Consider the following 18,393-nt stretch of genomic DNA (forward strand, 5'->3'; position numbering starts at 1 on the left):
GCAATGAACATGTTGTCGGAAGCAGCAGTTGAAAAGGCGCTGGACAAGAAAATGAATGAAGTCTCATACAAGATGATCGGCAAGGACGTTTCGGTTTATTACGGCGAAAAGCGCGCGCTTTACGACGTGAACCTCAACGTTCGGGAAAATACGGTGACCGCGCTTATCGGCCCGTCCGGTTGCGGCAAATCCACCTTCCTGCGTACCCTGAACCGTATGAACGACACGATCGACGGTTGCCGGGTCACCGGCAAGATCACGCTCGACACCGACGATATCTACGACCAGGCGATTGACGTCGTGGAATTGCGCGCTCGCGTCGGCATGGTGTTCCAGAAGCCGAACCCCTTCCCGAAGTCGATCTACGAAAACATTTCCTACGGTCCGCGCATCCATGGTCTCGCCCGCAACAAGGCGGATATGGACCAGATCGTCGAGCAGAGCCTGCAGAAGGCGGGTCTCTGGAACGAGGTGAAGGATCGTCTGCACGAATCCGGCACCGGTCTTTCCGGCGGTCAGCAGCAGCGTCTGTGCATCGCACGCGCAGTTGCCGTCAGCCCGGAAGTGATCCTGATGGACGAGCCCTGCTCGGCTCTCGACCCGATCGCGACCGCAAAGGTCGAGGAACTGATCCACGAGCTGCGCACCAATTACACCATCGTCATCGTCACGCACTCCATGCAGCAGGCGGCGCGTGTTTCCCAGCGCACGGCCATGTTCCATCTTGGTCATCTTGTCGAGGAAAACGAAACCGACAAGATGTTCACCAATCCGGACGACCAGCGCACGCAGGATTACATCATGGGCCGCTTCGGCTGATCCCGGCCGGCGCTTTATCGAAACCGAACAAGACTGGTGCTTCTGCCGTGCCCGCTTCCGGGTACGCGCATGCAGGCCAAGCCGGAGGACTAGACCATGACACAGACAACGACCCATTCGCACATCGTTTCCGTTTATGACGATGAATTGAAGTTTCTGACGCGCCGCATCGCTGAAATGGGCGGTCTTGCGGAGCAGATGTGCGCCGATGCCGTGCGTGCGCTCGTCAATTCCGATGCTGCGCTCGCCCAGAAGGTCATTTCCGACGATGCGATCCTCGACCACGCCGAGCGTGAGATCGGCGACAAGGCCATCGTCACCATCGCCAAACGCCAGCCGATGGCGGCCGACCTTCGCGAGATCATCGGCACCCTGCGTATTGCAGCTGACCTCGAGCGCGTCGGCGACCTTGGCAAGAACACCGCCAAGCGCGTCATCGCGGTAGCCGGCACCGGCGTGCCGCGCAAGCTCGCCCGCGGCATCGAGCATCTGTCGGAACTGGCGCTGGTACAGCTCAAGGAAGTGCTGGACGTCTACTCCACGCGTTCCGCCGAGAAGGCCAATGCCATTCGCGAGCGCGACGAGGAAATCGACGCCATGTACACGTCGCTCTTCCGTGAGCTTTTGACCTACATGATGGAAGATCCGCGCAATATCACCACCTGCACGCATCTTCTGTTCTGCGCCAAGAACATCGAGCGTATCGGCGACCACGCCACCAATATCGCCGAGACGATCTACTACATGACCACCGGCAGCCAGCCGGAAGGTGAGCGTCCGAAGGACGACAGTTCCAACACCCTCGGTTCGGTGACCGAGTAACAGACAGGCAGCGGCTTGCGGAGTTAGTATATGGTGCCCAAGATTGCAGTTGTGGAAGACGAGGAAGCGCTGAGCGTCCTGCTTCGTTACAATCTCGAGGCTGAGGGATATGACGTCGACACGATACCCCGTGGAGACGAAGCAGAAATCAGGCTGCAGGAACGTATTCCGGACCTTCTTATCCTGGATTGGATGCTTCCCGGCGTTTCCGGTATCGAACTGTGCCGTCGGCTCAGGATGCGGCCGGAAACCGAGCGCCTGCCCATCATCATGCTGACGGCGCGCGGCGAGGAAAGCGAAAGGGTTCGCGGCCTCGCCACCGGCGCTGACGACTATGTCGTCAAGCCGTTCTCGACACCGGAACTCATGGCCCGCGTCAAGGCAATGCTGCGCCGGGCCCGCCCCGAGGTTTTGTCTTCGGTGCTGAAATGCGGCGATATCGAACTGGATCGCGAGACCCATCGCGTTCACCGCAAGAGCCGCGAAGTGCGCCTCGGCCCGACGGAGTTCCGCCTGCTGGAATTCCTGATGACCTCTCCCGGCCGGGTGTTTTCCCGCTCGCAATTGCTGGATGGCGTCTGGGGTCACGATATCTATGTGGATGAGCGCACCGTCGACGTGCATGTCGGACGCCTGCGCAAAGCGCTCAATTTTTCGCATATGCAGGATGTCATCCGCACCGTGCGCGGCGCCGGATATTCAATGGAAGCCTGAGAAAACCGAAACCGATGGTTTCACTCGGGATAAATTCCCCAAAAATTAGAAGGCCCGAGACCGGAACGGTGTCGGGCCTTTCGATTTTGAACCTTCCGCTAACGCGTATCCTTGTTCTTTTGAAGATGACAGACGGTCTGCTGAAAGCCGGATTGCGCCGTGAAACCTGACAGGAGGAAGGGCGCGGCGCGTCGCCGACGAATTCAGAGCATTTGCCGCAAGGGCGCATCGCGGTTTTACATCCGGAGAATGCGCGAGAACAGGGATTGGGAGCGCCTCTTAGACAGCGTGCGCTCTATTCCGGAACCACCTTGAGTTTTGCATAAAAAAACGGGCCCGAAGGCCCGTAGTTTTTGAGTGTCGAATGCGTGCCGCAACACTCAAGCCTTGCGACGCTCGCTTACCGGCTGGTAGGCGAGCTTTGCATGGAACTTGCAATAGGGCGAAGATTCCAGTGCTTCACAACCGCAGAAATGAAAATCATCCTTCAGCGGATCGCCGACCGGCCACTTGCAGGTGCGCTCCGTCAGTTCCGTCAGCGTCAGGCGGCGGGAAATCGGTGTCACGACATTTTTGGAGGGAACGTAATCGAGAACTTCGGCGGTCTCGATATCGATCTCCTCGTGCAGCGCCGTTGCCGCGCTCGAGCGGTTCAAGGCGCGTGCAGGTGCTGCGCTGACGCGGGTCGCGAAATTCGTCGCGCGCGGGGCAGGGGCGGCGGTGCGCTTGGGCGCGGAACGCGCCGACGTGACCGGGCCGCCGGCCTTCACGCGTCCCGGCAGGTTGAGGCGATGGACCTTGCCGATGACGGCATTGCGGCTTACACCGCCCAGCTGTGCTGCTATCTGGCTGGCGCTAAGCCCCTCGGACCACAATTTCTTGAGTTTTTCGACCCGTTCGTCTGTCCAGTTCATGCCGCTTCTCCGCTTGTCGCGTATAATGTCGGCAGAATCCCTCTCCGCCTCGCGGGCGTGCCGCGAGCGTGGTTTCTGCCTGATTTTTGGTGACTAGTTCCGCCGCAATGCAGTCTAGTAATTAGCGATTAACCTAGTGCCACGCAGACTCCGTGGCAAGAGTCGCGGGAATCATCTCGAATCGATTTTCCGGTTTTCCCCAACTTGCTGGCGAGTTGAGTCTGAAAGGCAACACCTTGGGCCTCGTCCGCCGCCACCTACTAGGGCTTGAGAAGCCCGGGAAACGCGGACTTTTGTTGACATCGGCAGGCGAAGTGACAATAGTGCCCCTGCCGCCGCGAGGCGGCATTTTTGATTTTCAGGCAAGGGATAACCCCGGAAGCCTATTGACAACCGTCTGACAGCGCATCCGCGCAAGGAGTGATACAGCCATGGCCGAAGCCGCCGCGCCATTGTTCGATACGTTTGCAAGAGCCCCCCTGCGCTTCGAGCGAGGCGAGGGCGTCTGGCTGTTCACGGAAAGCGGCGAACGATATCTGGATTTTGCAGCCGGCGTCGCGGTCAACTCGCTGGGCCATGCCCATCCGCACCTCGTGGAGGCGATCAAGACCCAGGCCGAGAAGGTCTGGCACGTCTCGAACCTTTATGAAGTGCCGGGCCAGGAAAAGCTTGCAAAGCGCCTGACGGAAGCGACATTCGCAGACAAGGTCTTCTTCACCAATTCCGGCGCGGAAGCGCTGGAATGCGCGATCAAGACCGCGCGTCGTTATCATTATTCCAAGGGGCATCCGGAAAAATTCCGGATTATCACTTTCGAAGGTGCCTTCCATGGCCGCACGCTGGCGACGATTGCCGCCGGCGGCCAGCAGAAATATCTCGAAGGTTTCGGTCCCAAGGTCGAAGGTTTCGACCAGGTGCCCTTCGGTGACGTCGATGCGCTGAAAGCCGCGATCACGGCCGAGACGGCCGCGCTTCTGATCGAGCCCATTCAGGGTGAGGGCGGCATCCGTGCGCCAGCCAAGGAATTCCTGCAGCTGCTGCGGTCGCTCTGCGATGAGCATGGCATGCTACTGATTTTCGACGAGGTCCAGACCGGCGTTGGCCGTACGGGCAAGCTCTTTGCCTATGAGCAGACGGGCGTTGCACCGGATATCATGGCGGTTGCCAAGGGTATCGGCGGCGGTTTCCCGCTCGGTGCCTGCCTTGCGACGGCGGATGCCGCTTCCGGCATGACGGCGGGCGTGCATGGCACCACCTATGGCGGCAACCCGCTGGCCATGGCTGTTGGCAATGCCGTGCTCGATGTCGTCCTCTCCGAGGGCTTTCTGGAAAAGGTCCGTGATGTCGCGCTGGTCTTCCGCCAGGGCCTTGCTTCGCTGAAGGATCGTTATCCTGATGTTATCGAGGAAATCCGTGGCGAAGGCCTGCTTCTCGGCATCAAGGCCAAGGTTCCATCGGGCGAGCTGTTGCAGGCCATGCGCGCCGAGCATCTGCTGGGCGTGCCGGCGGGCGACAACGTCATCCGTCTCCTGCCGCCGCTCGTCACCACCGCGGAAGAGGCCCGTGAGGGTCTGTCACGCGTGGAAGCGGCCGCCGCTTCCCTGACAGCGAAACAGGCAAAAATCGCCTGAGGAAACAATAAAGGGCGGGCCTCTTCCCCGAGGCTCGCGAGCATGGGACAGTTTGAAATGGCTTCACCTAAACATTTTCTCGACCTGTCGGCCGTCAGCTCGCAGGACCTGCGGGCAATTCTCGACGATGCCCGCGCACGCAAGGCCGCCACCAAGGCCGGAACGGCGGAAAAGCCGCTTGCCGGCAAGATGCTGGCTATGATCTTCGAAAAGCCTTCCACCCGCACCCGCGTCTCCTTCGATGTCGGCATGCGCCAGCTCGGCGGCGAGACGCTTTTCCTCTCCGGTACGGAAATGCAGCTCGGTCGCGCCGAAACGATCGGCGATACGGCCAAGGTGCTGTCACGTTACGTCGATGCCATCATGATCCGCACGACGGATCATTCGCGCCTGCTGGAGCTTGCCGAACACGCGACCGTGCCGGTCATCAACGCCCTGACGGATGATACGCATCCCTGCCAGATCATGGCGGATATCATGACCTTCGAGGAACATCGCGGCCCGGTCAAAGGCAAGACCATTGCCTGGACGGGTGACGGCAATAACGTCCTGCATTCCTTCGTCGAAGGCTCGGCGCGCTTCGGTTACCGCATGACGATGGCCGTGCCGATGGGCTCCGAACCGCATGACAAGTTCCTGAACTGGGCGCGCAACAATGGCGGCGAGATCATGCTGTGCCACGACGCCGACAAGGCCGTTGCGGGTGCTGATTGCGTCGTCACCGATACCTGGGTGTCCATGAACCAGGAACACAAGGCGCGCGGCCACAACATCTTTCAGCCCTATCAGGTGAATGAAGCCCTGATGGCCAAGGCGGAAAAAGACGCGCTGTTCATGCATTGCCTGCCAGCGCATCGCGGTGAGGAAGTGACGGATGCCGTGATCGACGGTCCGCAATCCGTCGTCTTCGACGAGGCGGAAAACCGCCTCCACGCGCAGAAGTCCATCATCGCATGGTGCATGGGCGTCATCTGATGAGCAATCGCCCGGCCTGACACGCGTCACGCCGGGTGCTTGAACTTGCGCGCATAGATTACCATCTGTGGGACTTCGAAGAGGCTCGTCGGTTTTGCTGGCGGGCCATCATCACGATTTGCACGTTTTTCCCCGGAAGCGGTTTCTCTTCCCGGGTCTCTGTGCGACAAGCGAAAAAAGCACATTTTAAAAGCCGGACTTTTGGACGGTAGCGGCGCCACGGCTGCGCCAGGGAGTATGACATGGCAGATGTAACGGTTGAACTGGACGATCTCGATTTTGCTGGCGACGACAAGGTTGTGCCCTTTCAGGTCGAAGGTCTGGATGTGCGCGGCCGCGCCGTGCAGGTGGGTCCGCTGCTGAATGCCATTCTCGAACGGCACGACTATCCCCCGGCGGTCGCCCGCCTGCTGGCGGAAGCGACCGTTCTGACGGCGCTGATCGGCACGTCGCTCAAGTTTTCCGGCAAGCTGACCGTCCAGACGAAGGGTGACGGCCCGGTCGACCTGCTGGTTGCGGATTTCACCGCGCCGGAAAGCATGCGCGCTTATGCCCGTTTCGATGAGGAGCGGCTGGCGGAGGCGATTGCGGCCGGGGCGACGTCGCCGGAGCAATTGCTCGGCAACGGCATTCTGGCCTTCACGATCGATCAGGGTGCGGGCATGCAGCCTTATCAGGGTATCGTGCCGCTCGATGGCTCCTCGCTGGAAGACATTGCCGGGGTTTATTTCCGCCAGTCGGAACAGCTGCCCACCCGCGTGCGGCTGGGCGTTGCCGAGTTCTTCGACCGTGATGGCGAAGGCAAGCCGCGTCATGGCTGGCGTGCGGGCGGCGTTATCGCGCAGTTCCTGCCGCAGGCGCCTGAGCGGCTGCGCATGCGCGACCTGCATGGCGGCGATGGAGACGAGGGCGGTCACGAGGTGCTGGAAGACGATGCCTGGACCGAAGCGGTAACGCTGCTGAACACGGTGGATACCGACGAGCTGACCGATCCGCAGGTGCCGGTGGAACGTCTTCTCTTCCGGCTTTTCCATGAGAGCGGTGTGCGCATCTATGATCCGCAGGCGGTTTTCGACCGTTGCAGTTGCTCGCGGGACAAGATCAAGGGCGTGCTGTCCGGCTTCACCGCCGAGGAGATCGAGGCAAGCGAGGAAGACGGCGCCATTGCCGTGACCTGCGAGTTCTGCTCCACCACCTATCGCTACGATGTCAGCGAATTTGAGAATGCCTGAATGAAAGCCGCGTCCTGAAGGGCGCGGCTTTTTCATTGCCGGGTGAATGTCAGTTCAGAACCCGCATCAGGCCGGGTGAATCCAGCGAAAAGGCGGGTATGGTGACGTTGAACACCTCGCCATTTTCCGTTTCCATTTCATAATGGCCGAACATCAGGCCGGAAGGTGTGTCCAGCGGGCAGCCGGAAGAATATTCGTAGCTGTCGCCCGGTTTCAGATGCGGCTTCTCACCCACGACGCCCGGTCCATAGACCTCATCCACCTGTCCGTTCTGGTCGGTGATGTGCCAATAGCGATTGACGAGGGTAACCGGGATATCGGAATTGTTCGCGATCACGACTTTGTAGCCCCAGACGTAACGATCGTCATCCGGGTCGGATTGTTCCTCGAGATAATACGGATCGACCGTTACCTCGATATCCCTTGTCAGAGCACGATACATACGCGCCACACCTCGATATTATGCCTGCCGCCGCATCCTACACTATAGGCTCTGGCTATCGTCAAGAAAATGAATGACTTGACGGGCAGGAGGCGTCTCCTGTTGCGCTGTTTTCCACCGTTAGGGATAACGGGAAAGGTAAATATTGGTTGCCTGATGCGGTCTTTTTAGACCGTGCAGGCGAACCATGGCCCGACACGCAGTCAGGCCATGGCGCTTTGCGGATTGAATTTTCAGGCCGAAACGGCCGCCAGACCCTTTGCCAGATCCTCCAGCAGATCGTCGGTATCCTCGATGCCGCAGGAAAGGCGCAGGGTGCCGCCGGAAATGCCGAGTTCGGCACGCGCCTCGTCGGTGAGGTTCTTGTGCGTCGTCGTGCCGGGATGGGTGATGAGGCTCTTGGCGTCACCGAGATTGTTGGAAATCTTGACGATCTGAAGCGCGTTCTGCAGCTTGAAGGCCGCTTCCTTGCCGCCCTTCAGCTCGAAAGCCACAAGCGTCGAGCCGCCGGACATCTGCCGCGCGATGATATCGGCCTGCGGGTGATCGGCGCGGCCGGGATAGATGACCTTGGCGACCTTGCCGCTATCGGCGAGAAAATCGGCGATTTTGCCGGCATTGGCCGTTTGCTGTTTGACGCGCAGCGGCAGGGTCTCGATGCCTTTCAGAAGCGTCCAGGCATTGAAAGGCGACATGGCCGGGCCGGTATGGCGGAAATAATCCTGCAGCTCTTCCTCGATCCACTTCTTGTCGGAAAGGATCACGCCGCCAAGGCAGCGGCCCTGGCCGTCAATATGTTTGGTGGCCGAATAAACGACGATATGGGCGCCGAGTTCGAGTGGCTTCTGGAAAAGCGGTGTGGCGAAGACGTTGTCGACCACCACCTTGGCACCGATCTGGTTGGCGAGCTTTGCCACGCCGGCAATATCGATGATTTCAAGCGTCGGATTGGTCGGGCTTTCGAGGAAGAACAGCTTGGTGTTCGGCTGGATCGCCTTTTCCCAGTTTCCGAGATCGCGACCGTCGATCAGCGTGCATTCGATCCCGTATTTCGGCGCAAGCGTTTCGACCACCCAGCGGCAGGAGCCGAAGAGGGCGCGGGCCGCAACGATATGGTCGCCGGCGCGCAGTTGGCACATGATGGCGGCGGTGACGGCGGCCATGCCCGACGCAAGTGCGCGGGCGTCTTCAGCGCCTTCCAGCAGGCACATGCGTTTTTCGAACATGTCGTTGGTGGGGCTCGCATAGCGGGCGTAGATGAACCCATCCGTTTCACCCTTGAAGCGCGCTTCGGCGGCTTCGGAGTTTTCATAGACGAAACCCTGGGTCAGATAGATCGCTTCCGACGTTTCACCGTAAGGGGAGCGTAGCGTACCGCCGTGAACGAGCTGGGTTGCCGGGCGCCATTTATTGCTCATGTGATCACCTTCAAAACAAAAAAACCGGCCGCAAAAGCAGACCGGTTCCTAGCACCCGGTCTTTTTAGCCACTTGTTTAACGTGGCTGCAAGCCGACCGGCCAAATCACCACGGGATAAGCTTGCCATACTGCCGTTACCGGCTTGCGTCAATGCTTTCCTTTTGGTTTTGTCGCCGTAAAAAGGAATGATGACCATGACGAGAACCACGGGCATTTTGGCGGATGGCGCAATCAAGGCGCTGTTTGCCGGCGGCAAGCTGAAGAGCGAGGCCGATCTCGATGCTGATCAGGTGCAGCCCGCCAGCCTCGATCTCAGGCTCGGCTCGAAGGCCTATCGTGTGCGCGCCAGTTTCATGCCCGGCCCCGGAAACCGCGTCATCGACAAGCTCAATCGTCTCAGCCTGCACGAGATCGACCTTACCCAGGGCGCGGTGCTGGAAACCGGTTGTGTCTATATCGTTCCCTTGATGGAGAGCCTTGCGCTGCCGGCGGACATGTCGGCCTCGGCCAATCCGAAAAGCTCGACCGGCCGTCTCGATATTTTCACCCGCGTCATGACTGATAGCGCGCAGGAATTCGACAAGATACCGGCCGGTTATGCCGGCCCGCTCTATCTGGAAATCAGCCCGCGCACCTTCCCAATCGTGGTACGACGCGGCTCGCGCCTGTCGCAGATCCGCTTCCGCATCGGCCATTCGCTGCTCAACGAAAGTGAACTGCTGAAGCTGCACGAGACGGAAACGCTGGTTGCCAGCGACACGCCCAACGTGACCGGCGGCGGCATCGCACTCTCGATCGACCTCAAGGGTTTCGGTGAAAACGGACTGATCGGTTATCGCGGCAAACATCATACGGCGGTGGTGGATGTCGACAAGAAGGCCCAGCATGACGTTCTCGATTTCTGGGAGCCACTCTACGCGCGCGGCCGCGCGGAACTGATCCTCGACCCGGATGAATTCTATATTCTCGTCTCGCGCGAAGCAGTCCACGTTCCGCCGCTCTATGCGGCTGAAATGACACCCTTCGACCCATTGGTGGGCGAATTCCGCGTGCACTACGCCGGCTTCTTCGATCCCGGCTTCGGCCATGCGCAGGCGGGCGGCACCGGCAGCCGCGCCGTGCTCGAAGTCCGCAGCCACGAGGTTCCCTTCATCCTCGAACACGGCCAGATCGTCGGCCGGCTGGTTTACGAGCACATGTTGCAGAAACCGGAAGGCCTCTATGGCACCGGCCTCGGCTCCAATTATCAGGCGCAGGGGCTGAAGCTCTCCAAGCATTTTCGAGCCGAATAACCAACCCGGCGGGTGCTTGACACCCGCTGCGAACTATCCGATGTCTTATGCGCGGCGCGGGTGTAGCTCAATGGTAGAGCAGCAGCTTCCCAAGCTGAATACGAGGGTTCGATTCCCTTCACCCGCTCCAGTTTTTCAAGGCGTCTGAAACTCTTCCTGTGCCACGTTTAGCCACCATCGTCTCGGTCGTTGCGCGAATATGCAATTTAGCTTGACTACGATTAAATTGCACGTAATAGTTGATGCAGTCGTAACATAGGGGAAGTGTTATGAGTCGCAAACTTCTTTCGGAATTTCTGGGAACCTTTTGGCTCGTGTTCGGAGGGTGCGGCAGTGCGGTTTTTGCCGCTGGCTTTCCTGAACTCGGCATTGGCTTCCTTGGTGTCGCTTTCGCTTTTGGTCTGACGGTTCTGACCATGGCCTATGCGGTTGGCGGCATTTCGGGCGGTCATTTCAATCCGGCCGTTTCAGTCGGCCTCACCGTTGCCGGTAAATTCCCGGCGTCAAACCTCGTGCCTTACATAGTGGCGCAGGTTCTGGGGGCGATCGTCGCGGCTGCGGCGCTTTATGTCATCCTCACCGGCAAGGCGGGGGCTGAAATCGGCGGTTTTGCCGCCAATGGTTATGGTGAACATTCGCCGGGCGGATATTCTCTCGTATCGGCGCTGCTGATCGAAGTCATCCTGACGGCGTTTTTCCTGATCGTCATTCTGGGCTCAACGCACGGCAGGGTTCCTGCCGGCTTCGCGCCGATCGCCATCGGTCTTGCCCTTACCCTTATTCATCTGATTTCCATTCCAGTCACCAACACATCCGTCAATCCGGCCCGCTCCACGGGACAGGCATTGTTCGTTGGCGGATGGGCGCTGCAGCAGCTCTGGCTGTTCTGGCTCGCTCCGATCCTCGGCGGCGCCATCGGGGCCGTGATCTGGAAAATCTTCGGCGAGGAAGAGAAGGCCGGCCATGCCGGTTCGGTTCAACCGGCGCAGACATGAATAAGAGGCTTTGTTTCCTCGAATGGTCGGGGAAACGACTGAGGAGGATGACATGGATCTTGCTTCGATATTGGCCCAGATCGTCGGCGGTGCGGTAGGCGGCACGGCAGGCGGAAAGATAGTGAAGGACTCCGATCTTGGTTCGCTCGGCAATCTGATCGCCGGCGCCATCGGTGGTCTCGGCGGCGGAACCGTGCTCGGTTCGCTGCTCGGCGCGGCGGGCGATGCGGCAGCCGGCGGCGTGGATATAGGCGCTCTCGCCGGCCAGCTCGTTGGCGGCGGCGTCGGCGGTCTGATCGTGCAGATCATCGTCGGCCTGATCAAGAACAAGCTCGTTACCAAGTAGAGCGGTTCGGTCGCCTTCAGGATGAAATGACGGACCTTGCCGAAGGAGGAGCTTCGTTCGGCAAGGCACTGGCTCCTGTTATCGATGACGGCGGTAGTGGAAAGTGTGAAGTGGCTTTGCTGGCAGCAGCAATGTGACTGAAGCTATGAGCCGCTGCCGCGGCTGGTCGAAAGAAGTATCAGGACTGTTTTGGCTCTGCCGAAGATGCCGGATCATGAGGTATTTTTGGCGACCGGCGCGTGTGGCGTCTTGTTCCATTCGAAGGGTTTGGTTTTGAGTTCCACCACGGCCCGCCAGGCCGCGATTGACAGCATCAGCCAATATGCGGGCATCGCCAGCCACCGCCTTCCGACATGCCTTCTTTCATAGGCGATCATTCTGCTGCGGCCCATCAGCACGAAGATCGTGTAGCTTCCGACGATATTCAGCACATCGATAAAAAACAGAAGACCCTGCCAGGTGAGCAGCAGGTCCGCGCCATTTTCCCGGAGGGCGATGGTCATGAATGCGAGCGAAACGAAGAGCAGGGGGTGCGCCAGCGACGACAGAAGCATGCCGCCGATCAGCAGTTGAAAGACCACATAGGCAAGCCATCCCATGTCACGCGCGGTCGCAAAGGGCGCGCGGGTCATCACCAGCCAGCTTTGCAGCCAGCCCTTGTACCAGCGTGTTCGCTGGTTCAGCCACACGGGTAGTGAGGTCGGCGCATCCTCCAGCGTCTGTCGCCGGATGACGCCGCAACGATAACCCAGCCGATGCAGCCGGAGGCCGAGATCGGCATCCTCAGTTACATTATAGGGGTCCCAGGCGCCGGCCTTCCGCAGCACGGCGGTCCGGAAATGATTGGAGGTGCCGCCAAGCGGCAACGGCAAGCCGTGTGCGGCGAGGGCAGGTAACATGCAGCGGAAGAGGCCGGAATATTCCAGTGCGAAACAGGCGCTGAGCCAGGAGGAAGAGGCATTGCTGATGATAAGCGGCGCCTGCAGGCAGGCCACCTCGTCCGGCTCGTTGCGGAAGGTGGCATAGGCTTCGCGCAATTGCTGCGGATGGGGCCGGTCCTCGGCATCATAGACCACAACGAATGCGCCACGCGCGCCGGAAAGCGCGTAAGTGAGGGCCTTTGGTTTGGTGCGCGGCAGGGAAGGCGGCACCCTGACGACCTCCATATGCGGACCGGGATTCATCCGCTGGATCGCCTCGATCGTCGCGCCGTCGTCTGCCTCGCAGACAAGCTTGATGTCCAGCCGGGATTTGGGCCAGTCCAGACGTTCCAATGCGCCGATGAGCTGCCCGATGACGGCCTCCTCCCGGTAAAGCGCCACCAGAACGGTATAGACAGGCAATTCGTTTTCCTGCCGAAGAGGCAAGGTGGTGTCCTTTTCCAAGGGTAGATGGACGAGCGCGAACAGCCTGAAAAGCAGGGTCAAAAGGTAAAGCATCGTCAGGGTGACATGCAGATACGTAAATGCCGCTTCCGTATAAAACAGCAGCGACAAAATGAGCAGGGTAAGGAGAACGCCGCTGCAAAAACCCTGCTGGCCGTGAAGCGTGATCCTGGCAGAATGGTGCGGCGCCGTGTTGAAAAGCCGCTGCTGGGTTTCCGCCGAGCGGCGGGCCTCGCCCGCTTTCCAGATTGCGCTGCGCATGGCCTGCGGTGTTGTCACGGCAAATTCGTCGAGAAGACGCGGACGTTGATCCAGCATGTTTTTCAGCGACGCCATCCGCGCCAGTTCCGGCACGATCAGCAGCGTCGGTGTGCCGTTCAATGGTGTCAGCCGCAGGAACCTCGGCTCGGAGAGCTGAGTGTCCAGTCTGTTCAAGTCCATCACCCGGTCCGGCCCGATTTCCGGGAGAAACGGCAACCGCAGGAATCTGGCGAAAGCACCGAAATAGGCATCCGTCGTGACGAGACCGCTTGCCAGCAATTCGTCCTCCAAAGTCGAGCCATTTTCCAGAGCCCGTTGTTCGAATGCCTCGATATAGGGCCTGCCCAATCCCAGCGAAGAGAGAAAGCGGGCCTGTCCGGCCTGGTCCCGTTCGGGAACGGTTGAAAGAGGATTTTCACTGGCGTGGGAAAATGTAATTTTTCGTGTCGCCGGCGTCGTGCAAAACGAATCTCGTGTATATTGCCTAAAATAATCCATGCATCGCCGCCGCCGTCATGGTAACGCCCCACTTCCTGTCACGGATAGTATAGATGAGAATGACGAATGTAACGCGGAATATAAGTCTCGGATTTACTTTAGCTTTCGCTTTACAATTTACTGGTTTTTTTAGCGATGTACGTGCGGAAGGCCTGTCGGACGGGAACCGGATGCCGGTGCTGTTCGATGCGCAGGAGCGGTTTCCGGGCGGCGATCTTTCTTCCGTTCCCCGCATCAGATTTCTGATGTCGGTCGATTTCCCGCCCTTCAATTTTACCGATCAGGAAGGCCGGCTTGCGGGTTTCCATGTCGATCTGGTGCGTGAAATCTGCGCCCAGCTGAAGGTCGAAAGCAAATGCCAGGTGCAGGCGCTGCCGTTTGACGAGCTGGAGGCTGCTCTGGAAATGGGCGAGGGCGAAGCGGTGATTTCCGGCCTCGCCACCACTGCCGACCTGCGCAAGAGTTTTACCTTCTCGCGGCCCTATCTCCTGATGCCCGCCCGTCTTGCGGTGAACAAGGCGGCGAAATTCACCGGCTCCGGTGCCGATGCGCTTTCGGGAAAGAAGGTGGGTGTGGTTGCCGGCTCGCGGCACGAACAGATGCTGAAGGCGTTCTTTCCAAAGGCCGCGGCCGAGGGCTTCGATGGCTACGAGCCGATGTATGACGCGCTGAAGAAAGGCAAGGTGGATGCCATCTTCGCCGATGGTCTGCGCCTGCCTTTCTGGGTTTCGGGAAGCGCTTCCGAAGGCTGCTGCGCACTCTTCGGCGGTCCCTATATGTCCGACAGGTTTCTCGGTGAAGGCCTGTCGATCATGACCGTCGATCCCGACAACGTGCTTGTTCCGGCTTTCGATCAGGCGCTGGCGGCCCTTTCCCGCAACGGCCGGCTGGAAGAAATCTACCGGCGTTATTTCCCTTATGGGCTCTATTAGGGAGAGCCGGCCACCGGATCGGTTCCTGCGCCAGCTCCTATTTTGCTGGCGCGAAAACCTCTTCATTGCGGCGCAGGCGCAGCAGCGCGATCCATACGGCGGCGGCGATGGCGGTTTCCACCATGAAATAGCTGCCGATCGTTCCCGAAATGCTGAATGACCAGGTGAAGAAAGCGACGACGACGGAGCCGATGAGGTTGCCGCTGTTCCAGATCTTCGCGCGAATATCCTGCCGTCCGGATGCGCCGAGCGCCTCGAGCGCGGTGGCGGCAACGGCCATGGGCAGAACCGCCCAGCAAAGCACGCGGGTAATGATGGGCAGCGAAACATATTCATCGCCGAACAAGATCGGCAGGAAGGGCGCGATGATGAAAATGACGAGCGCACTGCCGGTCGCGATGAAAAGTGCGGCCTTCAGCACGTTATAGGCGCGTTCTATGGTCTTGCTGATGCCCTGCAGAGCGGCGGAAGCCGAACCCGGATAGATCAGCCGGTTGAGGGCCTCGACGGAGAGATAGGAGCTGTCGAGAATGCGCCGGGCGATGGAATAGCTGCCCAGCACCTCGGCGCTGGCAATGGCGCCGAGAACGAGAATATCGGCATTGCCGCGCACGGCCTTGAACAGGAACTGGGTGGAAAACAGGACGCCGATGCGGATTTCCTCACGCACGATGCGGAACACCGGGCTGCCGAGTCTCGCTATCGCCTTGACTGAGATCATGGCTGCAATGGTGTGGGCCGCAAGGTTCCACAACGCCCAGGCCTCTACGGTTTCCACCTTGAAGATGAGGCAGGCGACCACCGCGGCAATGGTGCGGGCGACGGCAAACATCACTTCCAGCTTGTTGGCGGAGGCGAAGTCGGAATGGGCGATGAAGCTCTGCGTGGAAAGCGAGATGACTTTCAGAAGAACGAGGTTCGTGAACAGGATCAGGAAGGTGGTGATCAGCGTGTGCAGCAATGTTTCCGAGGTCGGGAAAAATACCGGGATCGTCACCATGCCGATGATGGTCAGCACCACGCCTGTCGCGGCGCTCAAGAGATAGCTGTGGCCTAGCATGACGGGAAACATGCTGCGATCCTGCGCGACACGGCGGATCAGCGATTCCTGCGAACCGATGCCGCAGATCTGGACGCCAAGATTGGTGACGGCCGTGATGGAGGCGTAAAGCGCGAATTGTTCGACACCGAGATGGCGGGCAAGCAGCGCGAAGGTCAGAAGCTGGGCGGCGCTGGACATGAGGAGCGCTCCGCCGGATGCCATGTAGGTCAATCCCAGTCTGACTAGATGGCCGAGCCGCGGCGTATTGAACGACACCTCATTCTCCATGTTTTCCGGCATTGCCGGGCGAATTCAAAAATGACTGCGCTGCTTTTTAAAATCTGGCGAACTGAAAAAGCCGCAACCGTCCAATAAAGTGAAAGTCCGCGACCCGAATGAATGGCAGTTTATCCTGTCTTATCCCTCTTGAGGTAAGAGAGGGTTAAAGCAATTGCATAATAATGATGATAATGACTGTTTATGGTTATTTGGACATGGCCCTGTTTCAGAAGGGTTTCGTTGTTCGTCACAAGGCAGGCCAATGATCCGACTATCCATTTTCGATGCAGGCGAACATGCCGCGTTTGGCTGATACGCAGCCCGTCTCTGCGCAAGGCAGCGCCATATCCCTTGCCGGCAGCCGGCGCGACGCGTTTTTTTTCGTCGCCACCATGCTCTATATCTGGATTTCCGTCGCGCCTTTCGAAAATCTCGCAGCACCGCCGGTGCCGCACGCCGCCGCAAACCAGCTGACCGGCCTCGTGATCGCATTGATCCTCGGCGTTTTTGCGCTGCGCCACCGGCTGACGGGGCTTCTGCTGCGGCCGCGGCTGCCCATTCTGCTGCTGTTCTTCTGGCTGGCGATATGCTCGGTGGTTGGAACCCAGCCCGGCACGTCGCTGCAACGTCTGATCTTCACGGCGCTTCTGTGCTTCATCACCAGCGTCCTTGTCGTCATGCCGCGCGACCGGCGGCAGTTCGACCGGATGATGGCCATCTTCGCCATCATTCTCTTGGCGCTGTGTTATCTGGGGGTGATCTTCCTTAGCTCGCGCTCGATCCATCAGCCCTATGATCTCGATGAAAAAGCGCTGGCGGGTGACTGGCGCGGTATCTTCAATCACAAGAACGCCGCCGCTCCGGCGATGATCATTCTCTTCATGATCGGGCTTTACCTGCGCAACGCCTGGTCGACGCTGGGCGGCATCGCCATCACGCTGCTGGCAGGGTTCTTCCTCTGGAAGACCAACGGAAAAACCGCGGCCATGCTGCTGCCCGTCACCGTGGCGCTGATCTGGATCATGGAAAGGCATGCTCACCGCACCCTGCTGATGATTGGCGGTCTTCTGGCCTTCATCAACATATCCGCGGTCGGCTCCACCTATTTTCCGAGTATACAGAACTTCGTCGAAGGCCTGGGCATCGATTCCACCTTCACCGGGCGGACGGACATATGGCGGCTATCCTTCGACACTTTCGCGCAATCGCCGATCTTCGGGCAGGGGTTCCAGGCATTCTGGACGAGCGACCGGCTTCTGTCACAGGCCGATATTGCCGGCACCTGGGCGGTAACGGCCTTCCATGCCCATAATGGCTATATTGAAAGTCTGCTGAACGGCGGCCTGCCGGCCTTCATTCTCACCGTCATCTGGCTGGTCATCATACCCGCGAATGATTTCCGCACGGCGGTGGATAAGGGCACGGATCCGGGCCTGACCCGACTTTTTGCGAGAATTTGGGTGTATGCGTTACTTTCTTCGTGTTTAGAGAGTAATTTCTTTACCGGAACCGGGCCTATCTGGTCTTCTCTTCTAATCGCAATCTATTGTTTGAGGCATCAGGCTTACGACATACTCGAAGAGGGACAGTAATTTGCAGACAGGCCGGGGGGCTTTGTATGACGCAAAAAATCGGGACTTTTACCGACCGGATCAATAACCGGCTGGTGCGCTATTTCCCGGGACCGGCGGTGCGGATCGAAACATCCGAACCGATCGTGTCCTTCACATTCGACGATGTGCCGGCAAGCGCCTGGACGGCGGGTGCGCGCATTCTGGAAAGCGAGGGTGTTTGCGGCACGTTTTACATCGCCGGCGTGTTTATCGACCAAGACGATGAACAGCAGCAGATGATTTCCGCGAAAGGCTGCTCGGAACTGGCGGCGGCCGGCCATGAGCTTGCCTGCCACACCTTTTCCCATCGCAAACTCTCGAGCTTTTCCCGACGGGGGCTGGAGGAGGATCTCGATCGCAATGACCGCGTGCTCGGCTCGTTCGATACAAGCCGCCACGGGCGCAATTTCTCCGTTCCCTTCGGCATGGCTTCACCGGTCATGCAGCCGCTGCTGCGACGCCGGTTCAGGACGGCGCGCGGCATCATGCCGGGGATCAACCGTGGCAGTGTCGACCCGCATAATCTTGCCGCAGTCGAGTTGCGTTCGGATCAAAACTACCTCGACGCCGCCGATGGCTGGCTGGAGGATGTTCTGCAAAAAGGCGGCTGGCTCATCATCTTCACCCATGATGTTTCGCAGACGCCGAGCTTTTACGGTTGTCCGGAAGGCAGATTTCAGGGTCTCGTCCGCAGGGCGGTGTCGGGCGGTGCGAAGATCATGACGGTCGATGCCGCCGCAAGGACACTCGGTCTTTAAAGGAATATTCTCAGCGCGCGTACC

General features: G+C 59.3%; 17 protein-coding genes, 1 tRNA gene and 1 riboswitch. Of the genes, 13 read left to right on the forward strand and 5 right to left on the reverse strand.

The genetic code is table 11. The features are described 5' to 3' along the window. The first annotated feature begins 3 nt into the window (after positions 1-3). The 3 genes from pstB (at position 4) to phoB (ending at position 2,355) form a co-directional block, all read left to right on the forward strand. A complete protein-coding gene (pstB, locus tag CFBP4996_RS00490) occupies positions 4-819 on the forward strand; it encodes a phosphate ABC transporter ATP-binding protein PstB (protein WP_003519986.1) in 816 nt (271 codons plus the stop codon). Positions 820-915: 96 nt separating this feature from the next. Then, on the forward strand, positions 916-1,641 hold the full coding sequence (gene phoU / locus CFBP4996_RS00495; protein ID WP_003519985.1) for a phosphate signaling complex protein PhoU: 726 nt from the start codon (positions 916-918) through the stop codon (positions 1,639-1,641). A 30-nt stretch (positions 1,642-1,671) separates the two neighbouring features. Beyond that, positions 1,672-2,355, forward strand: coding sequence for a phosphate regulon transcriptional regulator PhoB (gene phoB, locus CFBP4996_RS00500; RefSeq protein ID WP_003493692.1), 684 nt, complete (start codon positions 1,672-1,674; stop codon positions 2,353-2,355). 380 nt (positions 2,356-2,735) lie between these two features. Here phoB and CFBP4996_RS00505 read toward each other — a convergent pair whose 3' ends face one another. Continuing rightward, complete coding sequence (locus CFBP4996_RS00505) at positions 2,736-3,269, reverse strand: GcrA family cell cycle regulator (RefSeq protein ID WP_003519984.1); 534 nt, start codon at positions 3,267-3,269, stop codon at positions 2,736-2,738. A gap of 431 nt (positions 3,270-3,700) precedes the next feature. On the opposite strand from CFBP4996_RS00505, the gene CFBP4996_RS00510 reads away from it, so the two are divergent. The 3 genes from CFBP4996_RS00510 (at position 3,701) to CFBP4996_RS00520 (ending at position 7,107) form a co-directional block, all read left to right on the forward strand. Continuing rightward, a complete protein-coding gene (locus CFBP4996_RS00510) occupies positions 3,701-4,900 on the forward strand; it encodes an aspartate aminotransferase family protein (protein WP_080852715.1) in 1,200 nt (399 codons plus the stop codon). Between the two features lie 57 nt (positions 4,901-4,957). After that, a complete protein-coding gene (gene argF, locus CFBP4996_RS00515) occupies positions 4,958-5,875 on the forward strand; it encodes an ornithine carbamoyltransferase (protein ID WP_003519982.1) in 918 nt (305 codons plus the stop codon). A gap of 242 nt (positions 5,876-6,117) precedes the next feature. Continuing rightward, the gene (locus CFBP4996_RS00520) at positions 6,118-7,107 is read left to right on the forward strand and encodes an Hsp33 family molecular chaperone (RefSeq protein ID WP_080852714.1); all 990 of its coding nucleotides are present in this window, start codon (positions 6,118-6,120) and stop codon (positions 7,105-7,107) included. Positions 7,108-7,156: 49 nt separating this feature from the next. On the opposite strand, the gene apaG is transcribed toward CFBP4996_RS00520, so the two are convergent. Both apaG and CFBP4996_RS00530 read right to left on the reverse strand, forming a co-directional pair. Beyond that, positions 7,157-7,549, reverse strand: coding sequence for a Co2+/Mg2+ efflux facilitator ApaG/CorD (apaG, locus tag CFBP4996_RS00525; RefSeq protein ID WP_003503545.1), 393 nt, complete (start codon positions 7,547-7,549; stop codon positions 7,157-7,159). 233 nt (positions 7,550-7,782) lie between these two features. Next, entirely contained in the window at positions 7,783-8,967 is a 1,185-nt protein-coding gene (locus tag CFBP4996_RS00530; RefSeq protein ID WP_080852713.1) for an O-succinylhomoserine sulfhydrylase, read from the reverse strand. A 43-nt stretch (positions 8,968-9,010) separates the two neighbouring features. Continuing rightward, a riboswitch (SAM riboswitch) is annotated at positions 9,011-9,089 on the reverse strand. 73 nt (positions 9,090-9,162) lie between these two features. Between CFBP4996_RS00530 and CFBP4996_RS00535 the strand changes: the two genes are divergently transcribed. The 4 genes from CFBP4996_RS00535 (at position 9,163) to CFBP4996_RS00550 (ending at position 11,601) form a co-directional block, all read left to right on the forward strand. Beyond that, positions 9,163-10,260 (forward strand): 2'-deoxycytidine 5'-triphosphate deaminase, encoded by a 1,098-nt coding sequence (locus tag CFBP4996_RS00535; RefSeq protein ID WP_080818826.1) that lies wholly within the window; start codon positions 9,163-9,165, stop codon positions 10,258-10,260. A gap of 56 nt (positions 10,261-10,316) precedes the next feature. Beyond that, positions 10,317-10,390 (forward strand) — tRNA-Gly (locus tag CFBP4996_RS00540). Between the two features lie 139 nt (positions 10,391-10,529). Next, a complete protein-coding gene (gene aqpZ / locus CFBP4996_RS00545; protein ID WP_080852712.1) occupies positions 10,530-11,255 on the forward strand; it encodes an aquaporin Z in 726 nt (241 codons plus the stop codon). A 52-nt stretch (positions 11,256-11,307) separates the two neighbouring features. Beyond that, a complete protein-coding gene (locus CFBP4996_RS00550) occupies positions 11,308-11,601 on the forward strand; it encodes a hypothetical protein (protein WP_003519942.1) in 294 nt (97 codons plus the stop codon). 212 nt (positions 11,602-11,813) lie between these two features. On the opposite strand, the gene CFBP4996_RS00555 is transcribed toward CFBP4996_RS00550, so the two are convergent. Next, positions 11,814-13,745, reverse strand: coding sequence for a glycosyltransferase family 2 protein (locus tag CFBP4996_RS00555; protein ID WP_162935935.1), 1,932 nt, complete (start codon positions 13,743-13,745; stop codon positions 11,814-11,816). A 170-nt stretch (positions 13,746-13,915) separates the two neighbouring features. Here CFBP4996_RS00555 and CFBP4996_RS00560 point away from each other — a divergent pair, with 170 nt between their 5' ends. Then, positions 13,916-14,677: a transporter substrate-binding domain-containing protein gene (locus CFBP4996_RS00560; RefSeq protein WP_035265120.1), complete on the forward strand. Its 762-nt coding sequence runs from the start codon at positions 13,916-13,918 to the stop codon at positions 14,675-14,677. 37 nt (positions 14,678-14,714) lie between these two features. On the opposite strand, the gene uppX is transcribed toward CFBP4996_RS00560, so the two are convergent. Next, positions 14,715-16,007: a Wzx-type polysaccharide biosynthesis protein UppX gene (uppX, locus tag CFBP4996_RS00565; protein WP_162935998.1), complete on the reverse strand. Its 1,293-nt coding sequence runs from the start codon at positions 16,005-16,007 to the stop codon at positions 14,715-14,717. Positions 16,008-16,294: 287 nt separating this feature from the next. On the opposite strand from uppX, the gene uppY reads away from it, so the two are divergent. Next, positions 16,295-17,590 carry a Wzy-type polysaccharide biosynthesis protein UppY gene (gene uppY / locus CFBP4996_RS00570; protein ID WP_080853255.1) on the forward strand — a complete coding sequence of 432 codons (1,296 nt, stop codon included), beginning with the start codon at positions 16,295-16,297 and terminating at the stop codon, positions 17,588-17,590. Between the two features lie 26 nt (positions 17,591-17,616). Then, positions 17,617-18,369, forward strand: a complete 753-nt coding sequence (locus tag CFBP4996_RS00575) for a polysaccharide deacetylase family protein (RefSeq protein WP_080852711.1) — start codon at positions 17,617-17,619, stop codon at positions 18,367-18,369. The last annotated feature ends 24 nt before the right edge of the window (positions 18,370-18,393 follow it).

The organism is Agrobacterium leguminum (assembly GCF_005144435.2).
Lineage (GTDB): Bacteria > Pseudomonadota > Alphaproteobacteria > Rhizobiales > Rhizobiaceae > Agrobacterium > Agrobacterium leguminum.